The sequence below is a fragment of the Streptococcus danieliae genome, assembly GCF_009767945.1.
GTDB classification, from domain to species: Bacteria; Bacillota; Bacilli; order Lactobacillales; family Streptococcaceae; genus Streptococcus; species Streptococcus danieliae.
The window spans coordinates 1-23,086 of the sequence record NZ_WSRS01000010.1; the positions used below are offsets into that span (position 1 = coordinate 1).

Consider the following 23,086-nt stretch of genomic DNA (forward strand, 5'->3'; position numbering starts at 1 on the left):
TTTTTTTTCACTTATCAGTTTACTAGGAATTGCTTTTTTTTGCACTCTGAATTACAAAAAAAGTTGCATGGAGAGCAAGCTTTCCACACAACTTATTATAGAACCCTTTTTTTCTATCTTTTTTCGTGATATAATAGGCAAAAGTATAAAGGAGAAGACATGGTCAGAAGAGATTTGTTCCGGAATGTGTTTATCACCTGTATCCTGGTGGTAATTTTTGTGCTCCTTCGTTTATTTTGGTTTACCCCTCATCATGTGACTGAAAAGGATGTTCAGAAGGGCTTGGAAGCAGCTGATTATGTATTGGCCTTTCATCAGAATGAGATTCCCAATGAAAGTATTGTCTTATACGAAGTCGATCAAAAAGAGTATGTTGGACGAGTGATTGCCCAAGGTGGCGAGAGGGCTGTCTATATGGATGATGTTTTGTATGTCAACCATGAGGTTAAGGATGAACCCTATATTCGTAGTATGAAAAATACCTATCAAGGAAAAACGAGTAATACAGGCAATCTGTTTACAGAAGATTTTACCATTGAGTCTTTGACCCAGTCCAAACAAGGTGTCCTTGGACAGGAGGAATTCCTGATCTTGAATGATAATCGGCTGAATCATGAGGATAGTCGTCAGTTTGGCTTGGTTCAAAAGGATCAGATTAAGGGTATAATTACCTTTCGTTTGACCCCGCTGGGGCGTTTTGGTTTTATAGATGTGGAGTAATAAATGGCTTACGTTTTAGAAATTTTACCTAGTTTGTTGCAGGGGGCTAATGTCACCCTGCAAGTTTTTAGTATTGTCTTAATTTTGTCGATTCCTTTGGGGATCTTGGTGGCGTTTATCATGCAGGTGGAATCCAAACCTCTGCGTTGGTTGCTATCCATTTATATCTGGATTATGCGGGGGACTCCCTTGCTGCTGCAACTGATTTTTGTTTATTACATTTTGCCAAGTATCGGGATCCGGATTGACCGGATGCCAGCAGCAATTATCGCCTTTACCCTTAACTACGCAGCTTACTTTGCAGAGATTTTCCGGGGTGGGATTGATTCGATTCCGCGAGGCCAGTATGAGGCTGCCAAGGTCTTGAAATTTAGCCCTGTGCAGACCATCCAGTATATCATCCTGCCGCAAGTGACCAAGATTGTGTTACCGAGTGTGTTTAATGAGATCATGGCCTTGGTTAAGGATACTTCCCTGGTTTATGCGTTGGGGGTTACGGATCTGATCCTGGTCAGCCGGACTGCAGCCAATCGCGATGCGAGTTTGGCTCCGATGTTTGTTGCTGGAGCCATTTACCTCATTATGATTGGGGTAGTGACCTTAGTTTCTCGAAAAGTTGAACAAAAATACGCCTATGATCGCTAAGGAGACTGCATGTTAGAATTAAAAAATATTAATAAACGTTTCGGGGAGCGGCAAATCCTCAAAAACTTTAACTTAAATGTGCCTGAGAAGAAAATCCTAGCTATCGTGGGTCAATCCGGTGGTGGAAAGACGACTCTACTGCGGATGTTGGCGGGGCTAGAAACGATTGATAGTGGACAAGTGCTCTACAATGGTCAGGAGATCCCAGCTAGTGAGTTGGCCAGCATGAATCTCTTGGGCTTTGTGTTCCAGGATTTCCAACTCTTTCCACATATGACGGTCTTGGATAATTTAATCCTGTCACCTGTGAAGACCATGAATATGAAGCCAGATCAGGCCCAGCAAAAAGCGCGTCAACTCTTGGAGCGTTTGGGCTTGGCGGGGCTGGTTGATCATTACCCTCATGCCCTTTCAGGTGGGCAGAAACAGCGGGTGGCCTTGGCGCGTGCTATGATGATTGAACCTGAAATCATCGGCTACGATGAGCCGACTAGTGCCCTGGACCCAGGCTTGCGTTTGGAGGTTGAAAAACTGCTGATTCAAAACCGGGAAATGGGCATGACCCAGATTGTTGTCACCCACGACATGCAGTTTGCCCAGAACATCGCTGATGAAATCCTCGAAGTGATTCCCCAGTAGGAGGACTGCAGATGAAACGTATCATAGGATTCTTGACACTCCTCTCCCTGCTGGTTCTAACAGCCTGTAGTAGCCAGGTTACCGATCCCAAAACAGATGCCTGGGATAGCTATCAAAAACGCGGAGCTTTGACTATCGGTTTTGACAACACTTTCGTCCCGATGGGTTTCCAAGAGAAAAATGGAAGCAATGTTGGCTTTGACATTGACCTGGCGAACCGAATTTTTGAAAAACAAGGTCTCAAGGTTAACTGGCAACCGATTGATTGGGATATGAAAGAGACCGAACTCAATAACGGCACCATTGACCTCATCTGGAACGGTTACACCCAAACCGAAGAGCGGGCGGAAAAAGTCAACTTCAGCCTGCCTTACATGGCCAATGAACAAGTCCTGGTTGCCAAAAAGGCATCTGGTATCCGGACCCCGACGGACATGAAAGACAAGGTCCTCGGAGCCCAAGCAGGCTCCTCCGGTTACCTCAAATTTGAAGAGTACCCAGACCTACTCAAGCAGTATGTTAAGAACAACCGCGCAACCCAATACCAAAGCTTCAATGAAGCTTTGATCGACTTGGAAAACGACCGCATCGATGGACTTCTGATCGACCGTGTCTACGCCAACTACTACCTCACCCAAAAAGGAGTCTTAGAAGACTACCAGGTTTTCCCAGTAGGCTTTCCAGAAGAGGCCTTCGCGGTAGGTATCCGGAAAACCGACAAGACCCTCCAAGGACGCCTCAATCAAGGTCTCTTGGAACTCTACCAAACCGGCCAATTCCAAGAAATCTCGGACAAATGGTTCGGTGATGACGTTGCCAGCAAGCAACTAAAAGAAGAAGCTAAGAAGTAAAGAAACGAAAGTGAGAGGGTGCAAGCCCTCTTTTTTGACCGTTTAGGACGTTTCAATGACCGTTTGGGAAAGGGGAATCAATTGATGAAAATTTGTCATATACTTTAGGGCACCTCTAAAAACTAAATTTCTGAAAATCTAAATGTTGATTTATCAAGGTTTGAGTGATTCAATTTGAAGAAAAACTGGGGTTTTTAGAGGTGCTCTATAGCACAAAGTGTGCAGTTTCTGTTTTATTATACTATATATTGTATCAAGACTATCTCCATAACGCAAAAAAGCAACGGCTTTAAAACCGTTGCTTTTTTGCATTAGTCAGAGGGGGGTGCCCCAGCCTCTTTTAAATTTCTTATAGAAGAGCCAAAATGATAAAGTTTAGAATGAAAAGGGCTGTAGACCCCCAAAGAATTGGGTGAATTTCTTTAGCCTTACCAGTGGATACCTTAACCAAGCAGTAGAAGATGAAGGCTGCTGCAATTCCGTAAGAGATGGAGAAGCAGAGGGCCATAAAGAAGGCTGCAAAGAAGGCTGGAAGGGCATCTTCGAATTGGCTCCAGTCAACATCTAGGAAGGATGAAACCATCATAACCCCGACAATGATCAAGGCTGGTGCAGTCGCTGCAGCAGGGACAATGCCGATAAAAGGAAGAATTAGGGTTGATAGAAGGAAGCAGACCGCTGTGGTTACAGCAGTAAGACCTGTCCGACCACCGGCAGAAATACCAGCTGCGGATTCAACATAGGTAGTTGTGTTGGAAGTACCAAAGAGGGCACCGATTGATGTTCCGATGGCATCAGCAAAGAGAGCCTTGTCCATTTTGGAGTTGAATCCAGTTGAGTTTTCAAGGGCTTCTTCATCTTGGGCAGAGAAGATTCCAGTTTTGCGTCCGGTTCCGATAAAGGTTCCAAGTGTATCAAAGGTATCTGACAAGCTAAAAGCGAAAATAGTCATAAAGACCAAAGGGAGGCGGCTAGAATCAGCGAAGAGGGAAGCGAACCCATCAAAAGCAGCTAAGAAGGTTGTTCCTAGTTCTCCAAAGGCTGTTGCTAGATTGTTGTTGGCGAAATCAATCGTTGAAAGATCGACAACACCAATCGGAATCCCGGCCAAGGTTGTCGCAACAATACCGATAAGAATGGCTCCACGGACATTTTTAATCACCAAAACGGCGGTTAGGAGAAGACCGAAAACGGTGAGTAGCACGCTGGCATCTGTGAAGGTTGAAATGGCAGGAACAACACCCCCACCTGCAAAAACAGAAGTGATTCCATTGGCGAATGTTTCAGCCTTGGCTTCAGCAGGTGCAACTCCGTTGACAGTGATGATGTCAGAAGCTGAAGTGAGGAAGGTAATCAAGTTGGAATTTTTGAAACCAAGGTAGGCTACAAAGACCCCGATCCCTCCACCGATAGCGTGCTGGAGGCTGACTGGGATGGACTTGATAATACTTTTCCGAACCTTGGTGATAGTGATAAAAACATTAAAGAGACCACAAAGGAAAACCATAGCGAGGGCTTCCTGCCAGGTAAAGCCAAGTCCGATAACGACAGTATAGGTAAAGAAGGCATTGAGCCCCATTCCTGGTGCCAACGCATAAGGGACATTGGCAAAGAGCCCCATGACCAGGGTTGAAACGGCACTAGCAATAATGGTTGCCAAGAAAACGGCTTGTGTTGGCATACCAGCCACACTCAAAATACTAGGATTGACAAATAAAATATAAGACATGGCGAAGAAGGTTGTAATTCCAGCCATAACCTCGGTTGATACGGATGTTCCGTACTCTTTTAAATTAAAAAACCGTTCCACGGGTTAAATCTCCTTTATTAACGAATGATATGACTATTCTAAACTAAATTCATTCGTATTTCAAGTCTTTTTTGACAAAAGTAAGAGGGGTCTGGGAGAATCAGCTACTGCGTCAAAATCATTTCGCTAACTAAAATAATCGAAGTCGGACTTTTGTCCCCGCCTTCTTGCTTGGTCTATTCTAGAGATGTCTCTTCAATCTGCGTTTCCTGGTGGAAAATTTGCTGCCAGTCTTCATGGCGGCGCCAGATGGTGGTGTGTTGTTTTCCATCTAATTGATAGGAAACCAGTTTGGTTTTTTGGCTGATGGATTTAACTTGGAATTTTTTGAAGGCCATTTCTTGGTGCTTGGCAGCCAGGTAGGAGCTGCGGTTTTGGACTTGGCCGCTTGTAGGAATATAGGTAAAGTCATCGGCGATGTAGGTATCAAGATTTTGGCCGGCCTCGACCTGACTTTGATAGAGAAAGAGTTTTTTGAGGAGGAAGTCTAGATCTTCATCTTCTGGAATGGGGGAGGGTTCGATATGGATATCACTATCAAAGACACCGTATTGCTCTTGGAGTAATTGCTCTACTTGATCGGCGATGCTGTGGCTCTCGTAGACCGAGAGGTCGGGATTCATGGCTAGGGTGATGTCGAGGTAGATGTGACTGCCATAGTTGCGGCCACGGATTTCGAGGACTTGGTCGATTTTGGGAATTGTGAGGATGCTTTGGGTGTAGTGGTCCAACAGGTCTTCGTCAAAGCCATCTGAGAGGGAGAAAGTAGATTCTCGGAAGATGTCATAGGCTGTTTTGAGGATAATCATACTGATCAGAAGGGCGATGATTTTGTCGACTAGATAGAGTTGGAACTGGCTGGCGAGAATAGCCAGACTGGTCCCTAGGGAGGTGAGGACATCTGAGAGGTTGTCCAGGGCTGCGGCTTCTAAAGCTTTAGAATGCACGCGCTTGGCCAGGTTCCGGTTGTAGAGATAGACGCCGGTCATGATAAGGGCCGAGAAGAAGCCGACCCACATGGCTTGAGGGTCGAAGTTTTCCTGCTGGGGCTGGATAAGGCCTTGAATACTCTGAAACAGGACCTGAAAACCAACCAGTAACATAATTAGAGAGGTAATGAGACTGGCTAGATCCTCCATTTTCCAGTGGCCGAATTTGTGGTCGCGGTCGGCCGGTTTTTGGGCCAGGCGTAAACCGATAAGGACAGCCACATTGCCCAAAATATCAGTCATATTATTAAAGCCATCGGCTGTGATGGAAGCGGACCCGAAGAAATGGCCAGCGATGATTTTGAGGATTGAGAGGAGGATATAGGTCGCGATGGCCAGCAGGGCACCGCGTTCCGCCATTTTTAAATTCTGAGTCGGACTGGACATTGGAACTTCCTTTTTTGCTTTTTCAAAAAGTTTAACAAAAGGGTCTCGGAAATTCAATGACGGCGATTGAAGGTTAAGGACGGCAAATGTTATAATAAGGAAAGATATTTTCACAACTACAAGGAGATGACATGAATCCACTATTAGCGGGTATGAATGAGCGCCAGGCCGAGGCTGTCCAAACGACGGAGGGACCCTTGTTGATTATGGCCGGGGCTGGTTCTGGTAAAACCCGAGTTTTGACCCACCGAATTGCCTATTTAATTGATGAAAAGATGGTCAACCCCTGGAATATTCTCGCGATCACCTTTACCAATAAGGCGGCACGGGAAATGAAGGAGCGGGCCTATGCCTTGGATCCTGCAACCCAGGATACCCTAATTTCAACCTTCCACTCCATGTGTGTCCGCATTTTACGGCGCGATGCGGATCGGATTGGTTATAACCGTAACTTTACCATTGTCGATCCTGGGGAGCAACGGACGCTTATGAAGCGGATTCTCAAGGAACTTAACCTGGATCCGCAAAAGTGGAGTGAGCGAGCGGTTTTGGGAACCATCTCCAATGCCAAGAATGATCTTTTGGATGACCGAGCTTATGAAGCTCAGGCTAGTGATATGTACAGTCAGGTTGTAGCCAAATGTTACAAGGCCTATCAGCAGGAGTTGCGCCAGTCAGAGGCCATGGACTTTGATGACTTGATTCTGATGACACTTCGGCTGTTTGACCAAAATCCGGATGTTTTAACCTACTACCAACAAAAATTTCAATACATTCACGTGGATGAGTACCAGGATACCAACCAGGCTCAATACCAATTGGTTAAACTGTTAGCCTCTCGTTTCCAGAATATCTGTGTAGTGGGGGATGCTGACCAGTCCATCTATGGTTGGCGGGGTGCAGATATGCAAAATATCTTGGATTTTGAACGCGACTACAAGGCAGCCAAGGTTGTTCTTTTAGAAGAGAACTACCGCTCGACCAAGAAGATTTTGCAGGCAGCCAATGAAGTGATTGTGCATAATAAAAACCGCCGTCCGAAAAAACTCTGGACCCAAAATCCCGAGGGACAATCCCTAGTCTATTACCGGGCCACCAATGAGCAAGAAGAAGCTCTCTTTGTTGCTAAAAGCATTCGCCAGCTGGTCCTAGAAGAAGGGAAAAATTATAAGAACATGGCTGTTCTCTACCGTACCAATGCCCAATCCCGGACTATTGAGGAAGCCTTAATGAAGTCAGCTATTCCCTATACCATGGTTGGCGGAACCAAGTTCTACAGCCGGAAGGAAATCCGAGATTTGGTGGCTTATTTAAACCTATTGGCCAACCTCAAGGATAATATTAGTTTTGAGCGGATCATCAATGAACCCAAGCGCGGGGTGGGTCCAGGAACCCTGACAAAATTGCGAGAGTTTGCTCAGCTTCAGGGCTTGTCTTTATTTGAAGCTAGTGGCGAATTGATCCTATCTCCGATTAAGGGTAAGGCCGCCCAAGCTTTGGAAGACTTTGCGGCTATGATGAATCGCCTGCGTCAACAGGTTGACAACTTGAGCGTGACGGAATTGGTCAATGCCCTTTTGGATGAGTCAGGCTACCGTCAAAACCTAGAGGTCCAGCGGACAGTTGAAGCCCAGTCACGCTTGGAGAATATCCAGGAGTTTCTCTCAGTGACCCAGTCCTTTGATGAAGGAGAGGCTGAAGAGGGCGAAACTGGTTTGGACCGCTTGGGTCGTTTCTTGATTGATTTGGCGCTCAGCTCCGAGACTGATGAGGGAGAAGTGGAAGCAGCCGAGGTAACCTTGATGACCCTCCATGCAGCCAAGGGCTTGGAGTTTCCCTATGTCTTTCTGATTGGGATGGAAGAAAATGTCTTCCCGCTTTCTAGGGCCAGTCAGGAACCAGATGAACTAGAAGAGGAGCGCCGTTTGGCCTATGTAGGGATTACCCGAGCTGAGGAGCGGCTGTTTTTGACCAACGCCAATTCTCGCCTGCTCTATGGGCGGACCAGCTACAACAAACCCAGTCGTTTCTTGAATGAGATTTCAGCGGAGCTTTTGGACTACCAAGGCTTGGCCAAGCCTGCTAATACTAGCTTTGCAGTTTCCTATACCAATCAAGCTGGGCAAAAGTTTGGTCAAGGAATGAGCTTGGAGGAAGCCCTACGCTTGCGGAAACAAGCGGTTCAACCCAAGACGGCAGGGATGGTGGCTCCTGCTTCGAAAGCAACCGGAGAAGTTTGGGAAATTGGAGATCAGGTTTCCCACCGCAAATGGGGACTGGGAACAGTCCTAGCGGTATCAGGTTCTGGAGATGCCCAGGAGTTGAAAATTTCTTTCCCAGACATGGGCGTGAAAAAAGTTTTGGCAGCCTTGGCTCCCATTGAAAAACGATAGGAGAGAAGCATGGAAGGAATTATTGCTGTTAATAAGGCAGCTGGGATGACCAGCCATGATGTTGTTGGCCGCTTGCGTCGCCTCTTGAAAACCAAAAAGGTTGGGCATGGTGGAACCCTAGATCCTCAGGTTACAGGAGTTCTCCCGATAGCTGTCGGCAAGGCAACCCGTTTGATTGAATATATGCAAGATGGTGGCAAGGTCTACGAAGGTGAGATTACTTTGGGTTATGCAACGACCACAGAGGATGCCTGGGGCGAAAGGATTGCAGAATCAGAGGTTCCTCGGGACCTGACTCCAGAAGTCGTTGACCAGTTGATGGCCAGTTTTCAGGGGGAAATCCAACAGATTCCGCCCATGTATTCAGCCGTCAAGGTCAATGGTCGGAAACTCTATGAGTATGCTCGGGCTGGTGAAGAAGTCCAGCGTCCGGTCCGCCAAGTGACCATTCAAGAATTTTCCCGTCAGTCAGAGTTCCGTTGGGAGGATGGCTTGCTCCGCTTTGACTTTCGGGTTGTTTGTTCCAAGGGGACTTATGTTCGAACCTTGGCGGTCGACTTGGGTCAAAAGTTGGGGTTGGCCAGCCACATGTCTCGATTGGTACGTACCCAGTCAGCTGGTCTAAGTCTGGCGGAAGCTTATAGCTTGGAAGAGTTGGAAAAACTGGTGGCAGAGGGGCAGGAAAGTTTTTGCTTACCTTTGGAGTTCGGAATTTCCAGTCTGCCCAGCTATGACCTAAGTTCAGCAGAGGCTGAGGAATTACGGTATGGTCGTTGGATCCAGGCTACCAATTCAGAAGAGCGGGTGGCAGCTCTTTACCAGGAGCAGTTGTATGCGGTTCTGGAACGAAAGGGAGACCTTTGGAAGCCCAGCAAGGTTTTTGTCTAGGAAAGGAGTAGGCATGAAAAAACAAATCATTCAAGACTGGCGTGATATTGAACAGAAGGAGTCGACCATTTTGGTGCTCGGTTATTTCGATGGAATCCATAAAGGACATCAGCAGCTCTTTCAACGGGCCCGTCAGCTAGCAGACCAGTCAGGATTACAGGTGGCCCTGCTGACCTTTCCGGAATCTCCGCAGTTGGCCTTTAGTCGATTTCGACCAGACTTGCTCCTGCATTTGTCGAGTTCCGAATTGCGGGAGGAATTGTTGGAGCAGGCCGGTGTGGACCTCTTGTATTTGCAGGATTTTACCAGTGAATTTGGTAGTTTGACGGGGCAAGAATTTTTGGACACCTATGTGGCTAGTCTCAAGGCTCAGAAGTTGGTGGTTGGTTTTGATTACCATTTTGGCTGTGACCGGCAGGGAGCCCAGCTCTTAGCCTCATCCTTCCCAGGTCAGGTGGAAATTGTTCCTTCTTATGATCTGGACGGAAAAAAAGTCAGCTCCACACGGATTCGAGCGGCCTTGGCCCAGGGACAGGTGGAAGAAGTGAGTCAACTACTAGGGCGACCTTATCAGACTTGTGGAATTGTGGTGCACGGGGATGCGCGTGGTCGGACGATTGGTTATCCGACAGCCAATCTGGCTCCTCTGGATCGGCTGCACATGCCGGCAGATGGCGTCTATGTCGTGGACGTTCATGAGGGGAATCGGGTCTATCGTGGAATGGCCTCGGTTGGGAAAAATGTAACCTTTGAAGGGGATGAATTGCGCTTTGAAGTCAATATCTTTGATTTCTCGGCGGATATCTATGGTCATCGTCTGAAGATTGATTGGTTGGCGCGGTTACGGGATATGGTGAAATTCTCGAGTGTGCAAGCTCTGATTGAACAATTAGAAGATGATAAAAACCGTGCTCAAGACTGGAAGGAGCGTGACTAAATGAAACCTGTGATCAATCTATTTCGTATTTCCATTCATCCGGAACAAAGGGAGGAATTTCTAGGCTGCCTGGCGGATCTAGCCCAAGATTCTAAAGAACTGGGTGAGGATCTGGTCAGTTTTTATGGTTTTCAGAGTCCAGAGCAGGGAGATCTGTATCTGGTTTTGGAGATTTTTAGTTCCAATCAGGCCTATCTCCAGTTTTTGAACTCCGATATCTACAAAGATTATAAAGACCAGGTTCAGGCCTATATTCGTGAGCAGGCCTATATTCGCTTGGAGGGGCTGATTTTGCTTGAGAAGTTGAGTAAAGAGCTGCCTCAAGCAGGTTCCGGCTTACGGCTGTCTTTGTTTCAAGCAGAGCAACCCGATAGTCAAGCAATGGATCGCTTGAATCGTTTGATTCAGGAGTACGTATTTGCTGAAGGGGGGCCTCATGCCTTTTATTTGAGCTTTGACCAGCAGTCGCCTACAGATTGGTACCAGATCGAAATCTTTTCGGACCAAAAAGAGGAAGATCTCTTGGAGGGTAAGAAGGGCTTTGACCATGACCAGGTAACCCTTCGCTGGGAGCCACAGGAAATTTTGGATTTTCCCTTGGCGATGGATGTTGTGGAAACTCGAGGGATAGAGCTAATGGAGCTCGATTTTATTGCCAAATCCTAAAGGAGTGGAGCTTTTTGGGTACCTTTTCAAAAAAGACTAGGAATCCCTTTCCATTTTTGATAAAATAGACATAGTATGTAGGTTGGAAAGCGAATCTTACGATGATTACTTTATTCTTATCTCCCAGCTGTACCAGCTGTCGGAAGGCGCGTGCTTGGTTGAGTAAGCACGAAGTGCCGTTTCAGGAACATAATATTATGACCAGTCCCCTCAGTGCGGAGGAATTGCGTCAAATTTTGTCTTTAACTGAAAATGGAACGGATGATATCATTTCAACTCGTTCGAAGATTTTTCAAAAATTAAATGTGGATTTGGAGGAGCTGCCCATTTCACAACTATTGAGTTTGATTGAGCAGAACCCTAGTCTTTTACGTCGTCCGATCATCCTTGATTCCAAGCGTCTGCAAGTTGGTTTTAATGAGGATGAGATTCGGGCTTTCTTACCGAGGGGCTATCGGAAGCAAGAATTAAAAAATGCAACCTTAAGAGCGGAGATGGATCGATATGAGGAATCAGTATAGTTATCCGTTTGATGAAAGTTGGAGTACTGAAGAATTAGCTTCAGTGCTCTCTTTTTTCAATCGCGTGGAAGAAGCCTATGAAGGTGGGGTTGAGGCCCAGGACCTGTTAGCGGCTTATCAGAAATTTAAACAAGTTGTTCCTGGCAAGGCAGCTGAAAAGACCCTGGGGCGTGAATTTGAGGCGGCCAGCGGTTATTCCTTGTACCGGGCCTGGCAGGCAGCGAAGGAGCGCGGGAATGGCAGAGTTCGACTTTAAGTCCAGATACAAGCTGGCCTTGGATTTGCTGGAAGAGGCTGGGATCATGCTTCGTGAAGCCTTGGAGCAACCCTTAGAGGTCAGTTGCAAGCAGGATCCGACGGACTTGGTCACCAACCTGGATTATCGGGTGCAAGATTTTTTAGTCAGTAAACTCAGTCAGGTTTTTCCAGAGGATACCTTTTTGGCGGAGGAGCTGACCGATCAGCCAGATGCCCGGTCAGGAGCAGTCTGGATTTTGGATCCAATTGATGGAACCAATAATCTGGTTGCCCAGCGTGAAAATTTTGCAATTATGCTGGCTTTTTTTCGGGATGGCCAGCCCGGTTTTGCCTTTATCTATGATGTGATGGGCCGAGTTCTTTTAGCTGGTGGTGGGGTACTGCCGGTTACCTGTAATGGTAAGGCTTTTACAGCGCCGGCAGCCTGTGTGCAGGTAGAGCGGTCGCTGGTTTCGGGTAATGCTGCCATGTTGCGGGATAACACCTTTGGCCTGGCTGATATTGCCCGGGATAGCCTGGGAGTTCGGGTTTATGGAAGTGCCGGCATTAGTTTTCTCAAGGTCTTGCAGGGCAAGCTGTTGACCTATGCCTCCTACCTCCAGCCTTGGGATTATGCGGCAGCCTATGTGCTAGCTCCAGCCTTGGGGTATCGTTTTCTCGAAGCTCAAGGGCAGGCCATTTGTTTTCAGGGCAAGCAGCCCGTTTTCCTAATTCCCGCCCATTTAGAAGATTATTTTTTGGAAAAAATAAGAGGAGGTTCCAGTCATGCCTTTTCCGGCAGGATTTAAAGAGAAGTATCAAGAAATCTTGGGGACGGAAAGTTCTGCCTTTCTGGCGAGTTTTGAGGAGGAAGCGGTTTCGGCTTTCCGGGTCAACCCTTTAAAAGAGGCCATCCAGCTACCAGAAACTGCCCAGCCGATCCCGGGGCTACCCTGGTCTTATTATGGGAAGGTTTCTGGTAAATCATTACAACATGTGACCGGCCAGGTTTATTCCCAGGAGCCCGCTGCCCAAATGGTGGTGGATGCCGCAGGGATTGAGCCAGGCATGAAGGTCTTGGACTTGGCCGCGGCCCCGGGTGGCAAATCGACTCATATTTTGTCCTACTTGAACAATCAGGGGTTACTAGTCGCTAATGAAATTCATCCCAAAAGGGCTAAAATTTTGGTTGAAAATCTGGAGCGCTTTGGGGCTCGCAATGCAGTAGTGACCAATGCTGATGCGGCTACTCTCAGCAAGGTTTTTCAAGGTTTCTTTGATGTGATTGTCTTGGATGCTCCCTGTTCCGGTGAAGGTATGTTTCGGAAACAACCGGAAGCTATGGATTATTGGACTCCGGCTTATCCGAGCCAGTGTGCCAGCCTGCAACGGGAGATTTTGGAGACGGCTGTGACCATGTTGGCTCCGGGTGGTCGTTTGGTCTACTCGACCTGTACCTGGGCTCCAGAAGAAAATGAAGCGATTGTGGATTGGTTATTGACGGAATATGCATTTGATTTGGAGCAGGTTCCCCTGAAAAATGGTATGGTTGCCGGTTTGGATCAGAGTCAGACAGCCCGGATGTATCCCCATCATTTTAAGGGAGAGGGCCAGTTTGTCGCTCGTCTGCACTACCAGGGTGCCAATAAGGTTCCCAAAAAGAAAGCTCCGCGCAGCAACCTTAGTGCGGAGCAGAAAAAACTCTGGCAAGCCTTTGAACAAGAACACTTGCAGGAGGCTTTGCCAGGAGTCTTGCAGACTTTTGGCGAGGAGCTATACCTGCTCCCGACAGGTTTGCCGGCTTTGGACAAAATCCGAATTGCCCGCAATGGCTTGCATCTGGGGACCTTCAAGAAAAAACGGTTTGAACCTAGTTTTGCCTTGGGGATGGCTTTGAAGCCCAGTCAGTCGCATCACAAGTATGAATTGCCAGAAGAAGAGTTTCCGGCCTATGTCGCCGGTCAGAGTTTGCCAGCCCACAGTTCGCCGGCCAATGGTTGGTACCACTTAGTCTGTGGTAAAAATGGCCTTGGTTATGTCAAAATTAGTCAAGGGATGGTCAAAAATCACTATCCTAAAGGCTTGCGTTTTCAGTAAAGGGGAGAATATGACAGAATTGCAACGTTTGTATCAAGGATTTCAACCAGAACACTACAGCTTGGAGCTAATGGTAGATCGGAAGGCTCGTACTTTTTCGGGTCAGGTAACCATCCAGGGGCATCTATCAGGCAGCGAGTTGGCTTTGCACCAGAAGGAGTTGGAAATTGTTTCCCTAGCTGTTGCAGGTCAGGACTGTGACTTTGTTGTTGAAGAGGAGCAGGACTTGGTCAGAGCTGCTGGTCTAGAGCCCGGTGATGTGTCAGTTGTGGTCAACTATCGTGGAAAAATTAATGACCGGATGACCGGTATCTATCCATCCTATTACCGCTTGGATGACCAGGATAAGGAAATTATTTCAACGCAGTTTGAAAGTCACTTTGCGCGGGAAGCCTTTCCATGTATTGATGAACCAGAAGCCAAGGCGACCTTTGATTTAACCTTGCGGTTTGACCAGGTGGAGGGAGAAATTGCCCTGTCCAATATGCCGGAACAAGTACCAGGTCAGGGGGCACAAACCGGTGTCTGGACCTTTGAACGGACACCACGCATGTCGACCTATCTCTTGGCCTTTGGAATCGGAGATTTACAAGGAATTACCGATCGGACAGAACGGGGTACCTTGGTTGGTGTTTATGCCAGCAAGGCTCATCCAGAAAGAAACTTGGAATTTGCCTTGGACATTGCCAAGCGTGTGATTGCTTTCTACGAAGACTATTTCGATGTCCCTTACCCAATTCCCCAATCCCTACATTTGGCCCTCCCAGATTTCTCTTCGGGTGCTATGGAAAACTGGGGCTTAGTGACCTACCGGGAGGTCTATCTCTTGGTGGATGCCAATTCAAGTTTCCACAGTCGTCAACAAGTGGCCTTGGTGATTGCCCATGAAGTAGCTCACCAGTGGTTTGGTAACTTGGTGACCATGGAATGGTGGGATGACCTCTGGTTGAATGAGAGTTTCGCCAATATGATGGAATATGTCAGCGTGGATCACTTAGAGCCAGGTTGGAACATTTTGGAAGATTTCCAGACTAGTGGAATTCCACTTTCTCTTCGCCGAGATGCAACCGATGGGGTTCAGTCGGTCCATGTGCAGGTTAATCATCCAGATGAGGTCAATACCCTCTTTGATCCGGCCATTGTTTATGCCAAGGGAAGCCGGCTTATGCACATGTTGCATCGCTGGTTGGGCGATCAAGCCTTTTCTCAAGGCTTGGGAGACTATTTCCGCAAACACCAATATGGAAACACAGTTGGAGCGGATCTCTGGGCTGCCTTGGAAGCTGCTTCAGGGAAAGAAGTTGGAGCCTTTATGGAGTCTTGGTTGGAGCAACCAGGTTACCCAGTGGTTACAGTTGCCCTTGAGGGGGATGATCTAGTGTTGACCCAGGAACAATTCTTCTTAGGACAAGGAGAAGACAAGGGCCGTCTCTGGCATATCCCTCTAAACAGCAATTGGCAAGGGTTGCCAGATATGATGACGACAGGACGCTTGGTCATCCCAGGCTATGCAGCCTTGGCGGCTGCCAATGCTGAGGCAGGTGCCCTTCGCTTCAATGATGGCAATACAGCCCACTATATTTGTGACTACCAAGGTCTAATCGGAGCCTCCTTGGTTGAGAAGATCGCAGACCTAGATGCTATTAGTCGTCTGCAGTTGGTGCAGGAGCAACAATTGTTGGCAGAAGCTGGACGTATTTCTTATGCTTCCTTGGTTGCTTTGATGAAAAAATGGCCAGAAGAGAAAGCCTTTATTGTTCTCTCCGCCTGGGCCAATGTCGTCCGAGCCTTGGCCCGCTTTGTGGACCAAGATAAGGAGGCCCAGGCTGCTCTGGACCAAAAAATTTCACAACTCTTTGGTCCTGTAGTTCAAACCTTGGGGGTGGTGCCACAAGCTGGTGAAGCGGAGCAGGATGAATTGGTCCGCCAGGTGGCCTTGGGTCAACTGGTAGAAGCAGGAGATGTCCCTGTTGTGGAAGAAGTGGCAGCCCTTTTTGAACAGTACCAAGAACATTTGGAAGATACACCTGCTTCGATCCGCTCGCAAGTGTTGATCAATCAAATGAAGTCGGCTGAGTCAGCAGAGTTGGTAGAACTCTACCTGGCTTTGTACAAAAATGCAACCGATGGAACCTTCCAACGCCAGCTAGCGGCAGCCTTATCCTATGCGCAAGAGGAGGAGCATCTGCAGTTGCTGCTATCTAAGTGGCAGGACAAATCGGTTGTTAAACCACAGGATTTGGCCATGTCTTGGTACCGGGCCTTCTTGTTGCAAGCTAAGGCGAGTTCGCTAGCTTGGGACTGGGCTGGTCGGAATTGGGACTGGATTGTGGATGCCTTAGGGGGTGATATGTCCTTTGACAAGTACATTATCTACCCAGCTAACAGTTTCCATCGTCAGGATCAGTTGCAGGCCTACAAAGATTTCTTCCAGCCAAAATTGGATGATCTATCTATGCAACGTAATATCATCATGGGAATGAATGAGATTGAGGCGCGTGTTGCCTTGATGGAACGCGATCGGGAGCAGGTTCTAGCTGCTCTAAAAGCGAATTAGGAAATAGTTAAGTTTACCTTGGTAAACTAGAAAAAAAGTAGACAGGGAAAGGCCTGGGGACTGAGGACGAACGGACCATTCATACGTGCTGTTGGTGGTTGGAGAGTCGCAACAGGCCCAGGCTTTTTGAATAGACTTCCTGCGGAACTAATGTATTAGATCGCATAACCACACTGAAACATTTTGTAACTCAGTCTTTTTCAAGTGATGACTCCGATAAATCTCAGGTTCTGTCACTGTTTTGCAGGAAGTCTAATAGAGGAATAGTGATGATTAAGATTTTGTTGGTCGAAGATGACCTGAGTTTGTCCAATTCAGTTTTTGATTTTTTGGATGATTTTGCAGATGTGATGCAGGTTTTTGATGGTGAGGAAGGTCTCTATGAAGCCGAGTCTGGCATCTATGATTTGATTCTTTTGGATTTGATGCTGCCCGAAAAAGATGGTTTTCAGGTCCTTCAAGAATTGCGGGAGAAGGGAGTTTCCACCCCGGTTTTAATCATGACAGCCAAGGAAAGTTTGGAGGACAAGGGCCAAGGCTTTGAACTGGGAGCCGATGATTATTTAACAAAACCCTTCTATTTGGAAGAGTTGAAAATGCGGATCCAGGCCCTGCTCAAACGCTCTGGGAAATTTCATTTGAATCAGTTGGTCTATGGGGATATTGAAGTTGATCTCAATACCAATAGCACTAAAATGGCAGGGAAAGAGGTCGAGCTTTTGGGGAAAGAATTTGACCTTCTGATCTATTTCTTGCAGAACCAAAATGTCATCTTACCCAAGTCACAAATCTTCGACCGAATCTGGGGCTTCGATTCTGATACCACGATTTCGGTTGTAGAGGTCTATGTCTCCAAAATTCGGAAGAAACTTAAAGGAAGTGTTTTTGCAGAACATTTGCAGACACTTAGAAGTGTGGGATACATTTTGAAACATGAACAAGGTTAAAGAAAAAGCCCAATCGGCTAATTTTCCGTATTTTATTCGCTATGTAACCGTCTTTACCCTGATTTTTGGAACCATGACTGTGTTGATTTTACAAATTATGCGGTCGGGGATCTATAGTTCGGTCGATGGAACTCTGAGGAACTACAGCCAGAACTCGGAAGCAACGGTTTTAGCAGCCCTTCGGTCCCTAAAAAGTTATACCGATAATATTGCTGGGATTGAAAAGGATTTAAAGAATATTGAGGCGCCCCTTTCGGCCAATTCCGAAGTCCTCTTATTTAATGAAGATGGAGAAGCCTTGTCCACCAATAGCCACTTGTTGGATACCAATAATATTCAGCTAGATGCTAAGAAAAAATTCTATCAGATCCGTCAGGTTGAAATGCGAACCACCTTTGGGAAAAAGGAGCGCTTCCGGGAAATTTGTTTTCCTCTAGAATTGGCCCAGCCCATTGACGGAATTGCCTATGCGGCTGTTTTGATTAACACCAGTCAGATAGAATCAACCAATCAGAGAAATGAAAACACCGTTATCATGGTAATGTTGATCTTCTGGTCAATCTCGCTCTTGGCTAGTTATTACCTGGCTAAATTAACCATGGTCCCACTTTTGGACAGTGTCCAACGCCAAAAATCTTTTATCGAAAATGCCAGTCACGAACTTCGGACTCCTTTGGCAGTTCTTCAAAATCGCTTGGAAGGTCTTTTCCGTAAACCTCAATCGACTATTCTGGAGGAAAGAGAGTCGGTTGCAGCCAGTTTGGAAGAAGTTCGGAATATGCGCAAGTTAATCGCTAATCTACTCAGTATGGCACGTCGCGATGACGGAATTGATCCTGTTTTAGAAACCATTGATGCTCAGTTTTTTGAAGATACCTTGGAAAACTTTGAGCTGGTTGCTGAGGACAACGGTAAGCAATTTACCTACGTCAATGAATTTCAAGGGCAAATCCAATCCGACAAGAGTTTGCTCAAACAGTTACTGACTATCCTCTTTGATAATGCCATCAAATATACTGAGGAAGACGGTCAGGTAGGGATTCAGCTATTCCCCCAAGACCGGAATGGAGACCTGCGGATCCAGGTATGGGATGATGGGATTGGAATTCCAGATGCAGAAAAAGTCCGAGTCTTTGACCGCTTTTACCAGGTTGATAAGGCCCGGACACGCCAAAGCACAGGTTTTGGCCTCGGTCTAGCCTTGGCCAAACAGATCATTTCGGCCCTCAATGCGACCATTCAAGTCAAGGACAATAGCCCCAAAGGGACGATTTTTGAAATCACCCTCAGTAAAGAAGGGAAAAAACGCTATCGCGCCCGTAATCGAAAAAATGCCTCTTCCTAGGAAGGGCATTTTTTCGTAACTAAAGGCAAAAGAAAAAAGCTCCGAGGAGCTTCTATTCTTATTGAGCAAGTTTAGCAGCAAGGCGTGACTTGTCGCGGCTTGCTTTGTTTTTGTGAATCAAACCTTTTGTTTCTGCTTTATCAATTGCAGCAGATGCAGTACGGAAAAGCTCTTCAGTTGGGTTTGCTTCAAAGTTCTTGATCGCAGTACGCATAGCTGATTTTTGAGCTGAATTTTTTTCGTTTTGTTTTACGTTCAATTCAGCGCGTTTGATAGCTGATTTAATATTTGCCAAAATCTTTCACCTCCATAAATAATAACTATCTAATTATACAGAAATTTTGAGCACTTGACAAGAAAAATTCATTTTTTTAGGTAGATTTTATCAATTTTATGATCATGGTTCTTATGCAGGATCATTTGTGCCCGATTTCGAGTCGGCAGAATGTAGTTGACCAGATTGACCAGATTGATTTTTTCCCAAACATGACGGGCATAAGCCAGGGATTCCGCTGCGGTCATCTGACTGAAACGGTGGTGGTAATTCTCCGGTTTATCCATAGCCAGGTCGCGCAGTTTTAAGAAGCGTTCCAAGTACCACTGCTCGATGAGGGCAGTGGGGGCGTCGATGTAGATGGAAAAATCAAAATAATCGAGACTGAAAAGATTGGGCTGGTCTGAAATTTGAAAGAGATTGATCCCTTCCACAATCAAGATATCCGTGTTTTCCAAGTGGTAGACCTGGTCGCTGAGGATATCGTAACTCTCATGGGAGTAGAGGGGAACGTCGTAGGCATCGCCATTACGGATGTGGTCCAAAAAGTCTAGCAGTTTTTCCATGTCATAGGACTGGGGGAAGCCCTTTTGGTGCATCATATCTTGGGCCTCTAAGTAGACATTGGGGTAGAGGAAGCCATCTGTGGTGACCAGGTCGACCTGTAATTCGGGATAGGTTTGTTGCAGTAGCAAGCGTAGGAGTCGACTGGTTGTAGATTTCCCAACAGCCACGCTACCCGCGATACCGATGATAAAGGGAGACTTACTAGCGGTTTGGCCCAGAAAAGCCCCCTTGGCTAGATTTAGTTCTTCTTTATTTTTCTTATAGATATGAAGCAAATGGATGAGGGGGAGATAGATGGCCTCGATCTCTTCTAATTCGATGGGGTCGTTGAGGCTGCGAATTGCGTCTAATTCGGCCTGGGTTAAGCCGGCCTTGGTGAAATCAGAGTGGAGCTGGCTCCAGTCCTCCCGCTTCATCTGACGGTAGTTAAAAAATTCCTGCATAAGATCCTCGCTTCCTCGCCTAGTATATCATAGGGCTGATGGACCTGTAAACCGTTTCCATAATGCTTTCAGATGTGATAAAATAAACGTATGAGTAAGATGTATTTTGAGCAGCAGCCGGATGCCGCACATGATGTGCGAGAGTTACGCGTATCTCTATTGGACGCGGATTTTCGTTTTTTAGCCGATGCCGGTGTTTTTTCGAAAAAGCAGGTGGACTATGGTTCCCGGGTCTTGTTGGATAGCCTGGATTTTGCACCGGGGGAGCGGTTGTTGGACCTGGGCTGTGGGTATGGCCCTTTGGGGATTGCCTTAGCTAAGGTGCAGGGCCAGCAGGTGACCATGGTCGATGTCAATGAAAGAGCTTTAGATTTGGCAGCCAAGAATGCCCGGGCTAATGGGGTGGAGGCGCAGATCTTTTCTTCAGATGTGTATGAGCAGGTTGCAGGGACCTTTACCCATATTATCTCCAATCCGCCAATTCGGGCAGGTAAGAGTGTGGTCCACAAAATTATTGTGGAGGCACCGGACTACTTGGAGTCTGGTGGAGATTTGACCCTTGTGATTCAAAAGAAGCAAGGGGCGCCAAGTGCTAAGAAGAAGATGGAAGAAATCTTTGGCAATTGTGAAATTATCAGAAAGGATAAGGGTTATTATATCCTTAGGAGTGAAAAGGAATGAGAGCGGTTGACTTAATTCAGAAAAAACGTGATGGCCATGCCTTGAGCAAGGAGGAGATTGATTGGTTGATTGAGGGCTATGTGGATGGATCGGTTCCGGACTACCAGATGGCGGCCTTGGCCATGGCAATCTACTTTAAGGGAATGGATACGCGGGAGATCAGTGATTTAACCATGGCTATGGTGGCTAGTGGTGATCAGGTGGACTTATCTGCTATTCCGGGTATCAAGGTTGATAAGCATTCCACGGGTGGTGTGGGGGACAAGGTAACCCTGATTCTGGCACCGCTGGTTGCGAGCTTTGGTGTATCGGTGGCTAAAATGAGTGGTCGTGGCCTGGGGCATACGGGTGGTACCTTGGACAAGTTGGAATCGATCAAAGGCTTCCAGGTAGAAATTCCGGAAGCGGACTTCATTCAGCAGGTCCAAGAGATTGGTGTTTCTGTGATTGGCCAGTCGGATCAGTTGGTTAAGGCTGATAAGTTGCTCTACGCTCTGCGGGATGTGACCGCAACGGTGGATATCATTCCTTTGATTGCTAGCTCGGTTATGAGTAAGAAAATCGCGGCAGGGGCCGATGCCATTCTTCTAGATGTGACAGTTGGGCAAGGTGCCTTTATGAAAACGATCGAAGAAGCGCGTGAGTTGGCAACAACCATGGTCAATCTTGGAAAAGCAGTTGGTCGTGAAACGGTGGCTGTGGTGACAGACATGAGCCAACCGTTGGGTCGGGCGATTGGGAATCGTTTGGAGCTATTGGACGCGATTGAGATTTTACGGGGACAAGGTCGTTCGGATATTACGAACTTTGTAAGCGAATTGGGCCAAATGTTGTTGGCTTTAGCAGGTGTTGAAAAATCACTTGAGGAAGTTCGTTCCCATCTTGAAAACGGTTTAGCCCTGGCTAAATTTGAAGAGATGGTGGTGGCCCAAGGTGGTGATTTAGAAGACCTCTATCGCCCGGTCCAAGTTCAAGAGGTGTATGAGGTTAAGGCGCCTGTAAGTGGCTATATTACAGAGCTTCCAGCCCTTTATTATGGTCTCTTTGCCATGAAGTTAGGTGCTGGTCGTGCTGTCAAAACAGATCCTCTAGATTTCGAAACCGGTCTTGTTTTTGAGAAAAAAGTAGGCGATCGGGTAGAAGTAGGTCAAGTTTTGGCGAGAATTTACGCAAATTCGGAAATTCCGAAAGTTATGCTTGAAGAATTTCTGGAAAATGTTAAAATAGGAAAAGAAGAGGTCGAAATCAAGGAAATTATTGAAATCGTTCGTTAATTTTGAAGGACTTTGAATTTCCGGTATCCCTCACCGTATCTTTTGCCTAGTGATTTGGATCACTCATTCGTTTTAACATTTTTTAGGAGGTTCATAATGAACAAGAAACAATGGTTTGGTATCGGTTTGACGGCTGCAGCAGCCCTAACATTGGTAGCCTGTGGTAACCGTTCTACCAGTGAAAATGCCGATGCTAAAACAGACCTTAAGGCAGTTATCGTAACCGATACTGGTGGGGTTGATGACAAGTCCTTTAACCAATCAGCTTGGGAAGGTTTGATGGCTTGGGGTAAAGAAAACGGCCTATCTGAAGGAAGCGGTATTAGCTATATCCAATCTCAAAGTGAGTCTGACTATGCCAACAACTTGGAACAAGCAGCATCTAGCGGTAACCAATTAGTATTCGGTATCGGTTTTGCCCTTCGTAACGCTGTTGAATCAGCTGCGAAAGACCGTACAGACACCAACTACGTTATCATTGATGAAGTGATTGAAAACATGGACAACGTTGCTTCTGCAACCTTTGCGGACAACGAAGCAGCTTACCTAGCTGGTGTGGCTGCGGCTAAAACAACTAAAACAAAAGAAATTGGTTTCATCGGTGGTATGGAATCAGAAGTTATCACCCGTTTTGAAAAAGGATTTGAAGCAGGGGTTAAATCTGTTGATCCTTCTATCAACGTTCGTGTGGACTACGCAGGTTCTTTCAGTGATGCAGCGAAAGGGAAATCAATCGCTCAAGCTCAATACTCAGCTGGCGTAGATGTAATCTACCAAGCAGCTGGTGGAACTGGTGTGGGTGTCTTCAAAGAAGCGAAAGACTTGAATGAAACTAAAGACGAAGCAGAAAAAGTTTGGGTAGTCGGTGTTGACCGTGACCAGAAAGATGAAGGAAACTACAAATCTAAAGACGGTAAAGAATCCAACTTTGTTCTTGCCTCTACTTTGAAAGAAGTTGGAGCGGCTGTTGCAGACTTGGCAAATCAAGCCAAAGATGGTAAGTTCCCAGGTGGTAAACACCTTACTTACGGTTTGAAAGACAAAGGTGTTGACCTTACAGAAACAAACTTGTCTGATGACGCAAAAGCAGCTGTTAAAGAAGCAAAAGATAAAATCGTAGCTGGTGATTTAGAAGTTCCAGCTAAATAATCGACATTAGGGAGTGAGAGAGGGGATTCGTGTCCTCTCTCTTTTTTATTAGACTTATAAGATGTTGGT

22 protein-coding genes are annotated in these 23,086 nt (G+C 46.6%); 18 read left to right on the forward strand and 4 right to left on the reverse strand.

Going from position 1 to position 23,086, the window contains the following annotated elements:
* The first annotated feature begins 159 nt into the window (after positions 1 to 159).
* The 4 genes from lepB to E5983_RS02010 are packed head-to-tail and all read left to right on the forward strand — an operon-like array spanning position 160 to position 2,855.
* Positions 160 to 720 carry a signal peptidase I gene (lepB, locus tag E5983_RS01995; protein WP_160332252.1) on the forward strand — a complete coding sequence of 187 codons (561 nt, stop codon included), beginning with the start codon at positions 160 to 162 and terminating at the stop codon, positions 718 to 720.
* A gap of 3 nt (positions 721 to 723) precedes the next feature.
* Positions 724 to 1,365, forward strand: coding sequence for an amino acid ABC transporter permease (locus E5983_RS02000; protein WP_160332253.1), 642 nt, complete (start codon positions 724 to 726; stop codon positions 1,363 to 1,365).
* A gap of 9 nt (positions 1,366 to 1,374) precedes the next feature.
* Positions 1,375 to 2,004, forward strand: a complete 630-nt coding sequence (locus tag E5983_RS02005; RefSeq protein ID WP_160332254.1) for an amino acid ABC transporter ATP-binding protein — start codon at positions 1,375 to 1,377, stop codon at positions 2,002 to 2,004.
* A gap of 11 nt (positions 2,005 to 2,015) precedes the next feature.
* A complete protein-coding gene (locus E5983_RS02010; RefSeq protein ID WP_202056309.1) occupies positions 2,016 to 2,855 on the forward strand; it encodes an amino acid ABC transporter substrate-binding protein in 840 nt (279 codons plus the stop codon).
* A 349-nt stretch (positions 2,856 to 3,204) separates the two neighbouring features.
* Here the strand turns inward: E5983_RS02010 and E5983_RS02015 are convergent, their stop codons facing one another.
* Together E5983_RS02015 and E5983_RS02020 are read right to left on the reverse strand one after the other, a co-directional pair.
* Entirely contained in the window at positions 3,205 to 4,665 is a 1,461-nt protein-coding gene (locus tag E5983_RS02015) for an NCS2 family permease (protein WP_160332255.1), read from the reverse strand.
* Between the two features lie 176 nt (positions 4,666 to 4,841).
* On the reverse strand, positions 4,842 to 6,041 hold the full coding sequence (locus tag E5983_RS02020; RefSeq protein WP_160332256.1) for a cation diffusion facilitator family transporter: 1,200 nt from the start codon (positions 6,039 to 6,041) through the stop codon (positions 4,842 to 4,844).
* Between the two features lie 131 nt (positions 6,042 to 6,172).
* On the opposite strand from E5983_RS02020, the gene pcrA reads away from it, so the two are divergent.
* From pcrA to E5983_RS02075, 11 genes are all read left to right on the forward strand, one after another.
* Positions 6,173 to 8,434 carry a DNA helicase PcrA gene (gene pcrA, locus E5983_RS02025; RefSeq protein WP_160332257.1) on the forward strand — a complete coding sequence of 754 codons (2,262 nt, stop codon included), beginning with the start codon at positions 6,173 to 6,175 and terminating at the stop codon, positions 8,432 to 8,434.
* 9 nt (positions 8,435 to 8,443) lie between these two features.
* Complete coding sequence (gene truB, locus E5983_RS02030; protein WP_160332258.1) at positions 8,444 to 9,322, forward strand: tRNA pseudouridine(55) synthase TruB; 879 nt, start codon at positions 8,444 to 8,446, stop codon at positions 9,320 to 9,322.
* A gap of 13 nt (positions 9,323 to 9,335) precedes the next feature.
* Positions 9,336 to 10,259 (forward strand): bifunctional riboflavin kinase/FAD synthetase, encoded by a 924-nt coding sequence (locus E5983_RS02035; RefSeq protein ID WP_160332259.1) that lies wholly within the window; start codon positions 9,336 to 9,338, stop codon positions 10,257 to 10,259.
* Positions 10,260 to 10,925, forward strand: a complete 666-nt coding sequence (locus E5983_RS02040) for an antibiotic biosynthesis monooxygenase family protein (RefSeq protein WP_160332260.1) — start codon at positions 10,260 to 10,262, stop codon at positions 10,923 to 10,925.
* Between the two features lie 101 nt (positions 10,926 to 11,026).
* The gene (locus tag E5983_RS02045) at positions 11,027 to 11,446 is read left to right on the forward strand and encodes a Spx/MgsR family RNA polymerase-binding regulatory protein (protein WP_160332261.1); all 420 of its coding nucleotides are present in this window, start codon (positions 11,027 to 11,029) and stop codon (positions 11,444 to 11,446) included.
* Positions 11,430 to 11,702, forward strand: coding sequence for a UPF0223 family protein (locus tag E5983_RS02050; RefSeq protein ID WP_160332262.1), 273 nt, complete (start codon positions 11,430 to 11,432; stop codon positions 11,700 to 11,702). The genes E5983_RS02045 and E5983_RS02050 overlap by 17 nt, the downstream gene beginning before the upstream one ends.
* Complete coding sequence (locus tag E5983_RS02055) at positions 11,683 to 12,492, forward strand: inositol monophosphatase family protein (RefSeq protein ID WP_160332263.1); 810 nt, start codon at positions 11,683 to 11,685, stop codon at positions 12,490 to 12,492. The genes E5983_RS02050 and E5983_RS02055 overlap by 20 nt, the downstream gene beginning before the upstream one ends.
* Complete coding sequence (locus tag E5983_RS02060) at positions 12,470 to 13,780, forward strand: RsmB/NOP family class I SAM-dependent RNA methyltransferase (RefSeq protein WP_160332264.1); 1,311 nt, start codon at positions 12,470 to 12,472, stop codon at positions 13,778 to 13,780. The genes E5983_RS02055 and E5983_RS02060 overlap by 23 nt, the downstream gene beginning before the upstream one ends.
* A 10-nt stretch (positions 13,781 to 13,790) precedes the next feature.
* Positions 13,791 to 16,337, forward strand: a complete 2,547-nt coding sequence (locus E5983_RS02065; protein ID WP_160332265.1) for a M1 family metallopeptidase — start codon at positions 13,791 to 13,793, stop codon at positions 16,335 to 16,337.
* Between the two features lie 269 nt (positions 16,338 to 16,606).
* Complete coding sequence (locus E5983_RS02070) at positions 16,607 to 17,284, forward strand: response regulator transcription factor (protein ID WP_160332266.1); 678 nt, start codon at positions 16,607 to 16,609, stop codon at positions 17,282 to 17,284.
* Positions 17,271 to 18,629, forward strand: coding sequence for a sensor histidine kinase (locus tag E5983_RS02075; RefSeq protein WP_160332267.1), 1,359 nt, complete (start codon positions 17,271 to 17,273; stop codon positions 18,627 to 18,629). The genes E5983_RS02070 and E5983_RS02075 overlap by 14 nt, the downstream gene beginning before the upstream one ends.
* Before the next feature lie 58 nt (positions 18,630 to 18,687).
* Here the strand turns inward: E5983_RS02075 and rpsT are convergent, their stop codons facing one another.
* Both rpsT and coaA read right to left on the reverse strand, forming a co-directional pair.
* Positions 18,688 to 18,924, reverse strand: coding sequence for a 30S ribosomal protein S20 (gene rpsT / locus E5983_RS02080; protein ID WP_160332268.1), 237 nt, complete (start codon positions 18,922 to 18,924; stop codon positions 18,688 to 18,690).
* Between the two features lie 68 nt (positions 18,925 to 18,992).
* Positions 18,993 to 19,913: a type I pantothenate kinase gene (gene coaA, locus E5983_RS02085; protein ID WP_160332269.1), complete on the reverse strand. Its 921-nt coding sequence runs from the start codon at positions 19,911 to 19,913 to the stop codon at positions 18,993 to 18,995.
* Positions 19,914 to 20,003: 90 nt separating this feature from the next.
* On the opposite strand from coaA, the gene E5983_RS02090 reads away from it, so the two are divergent.
* The 3 genes from E5983_RS02090 to E5983_RS02100 all read left to right on the forward strand — a co-directional run bounded on the left by E5983_RS02090 (position 20,004) and on the right by E5983_RS02100 (position 23,017).
* Positions 20,004 to 20,594 (forward strand): class I SAM-dependent methyltransferase, encoded by a 591-nt coding sequence (locus E5983_RS02090; RefSeq protein WP_160332270.1) that lies wholly within the window; start codon positions 20,004 to 20,006, stop codon positions 20,592 to 20,594.
* Positions 20,591 to 21,868 carry a pyrimidine-nucleoside phosphorylase gene (locus E5983_RS02095; RefSeq protein ID WP_160332271.1) on the forward strand — a complete coding sequence of 426 codons (1,278 nt, stop codon included), beginning with the start codon at positions 20,591 to 20,593 and terminating at the stop codon, positions 21,866 to 21,868. The genes E5983_RS02090 and E5983_RS02095 overlap by 4 nt, the downstream gene beginning before the upstream one ends.
* 96 nt (positions 21,869 to 21,964) lie before the next feature.
* Complete coding sequence (locus E5983_RS02100; protein ID WP_160332272.1) at positions 21,965 to 23,017, forward strand: BMP family lipoprotein; 1,053 nt, start codon at positions 21,965 to 21,967, stop codon at positions 23,015 to 23,017.
* Positions 23,018 to 23,086: the final 69 nt, after the last annotated feature.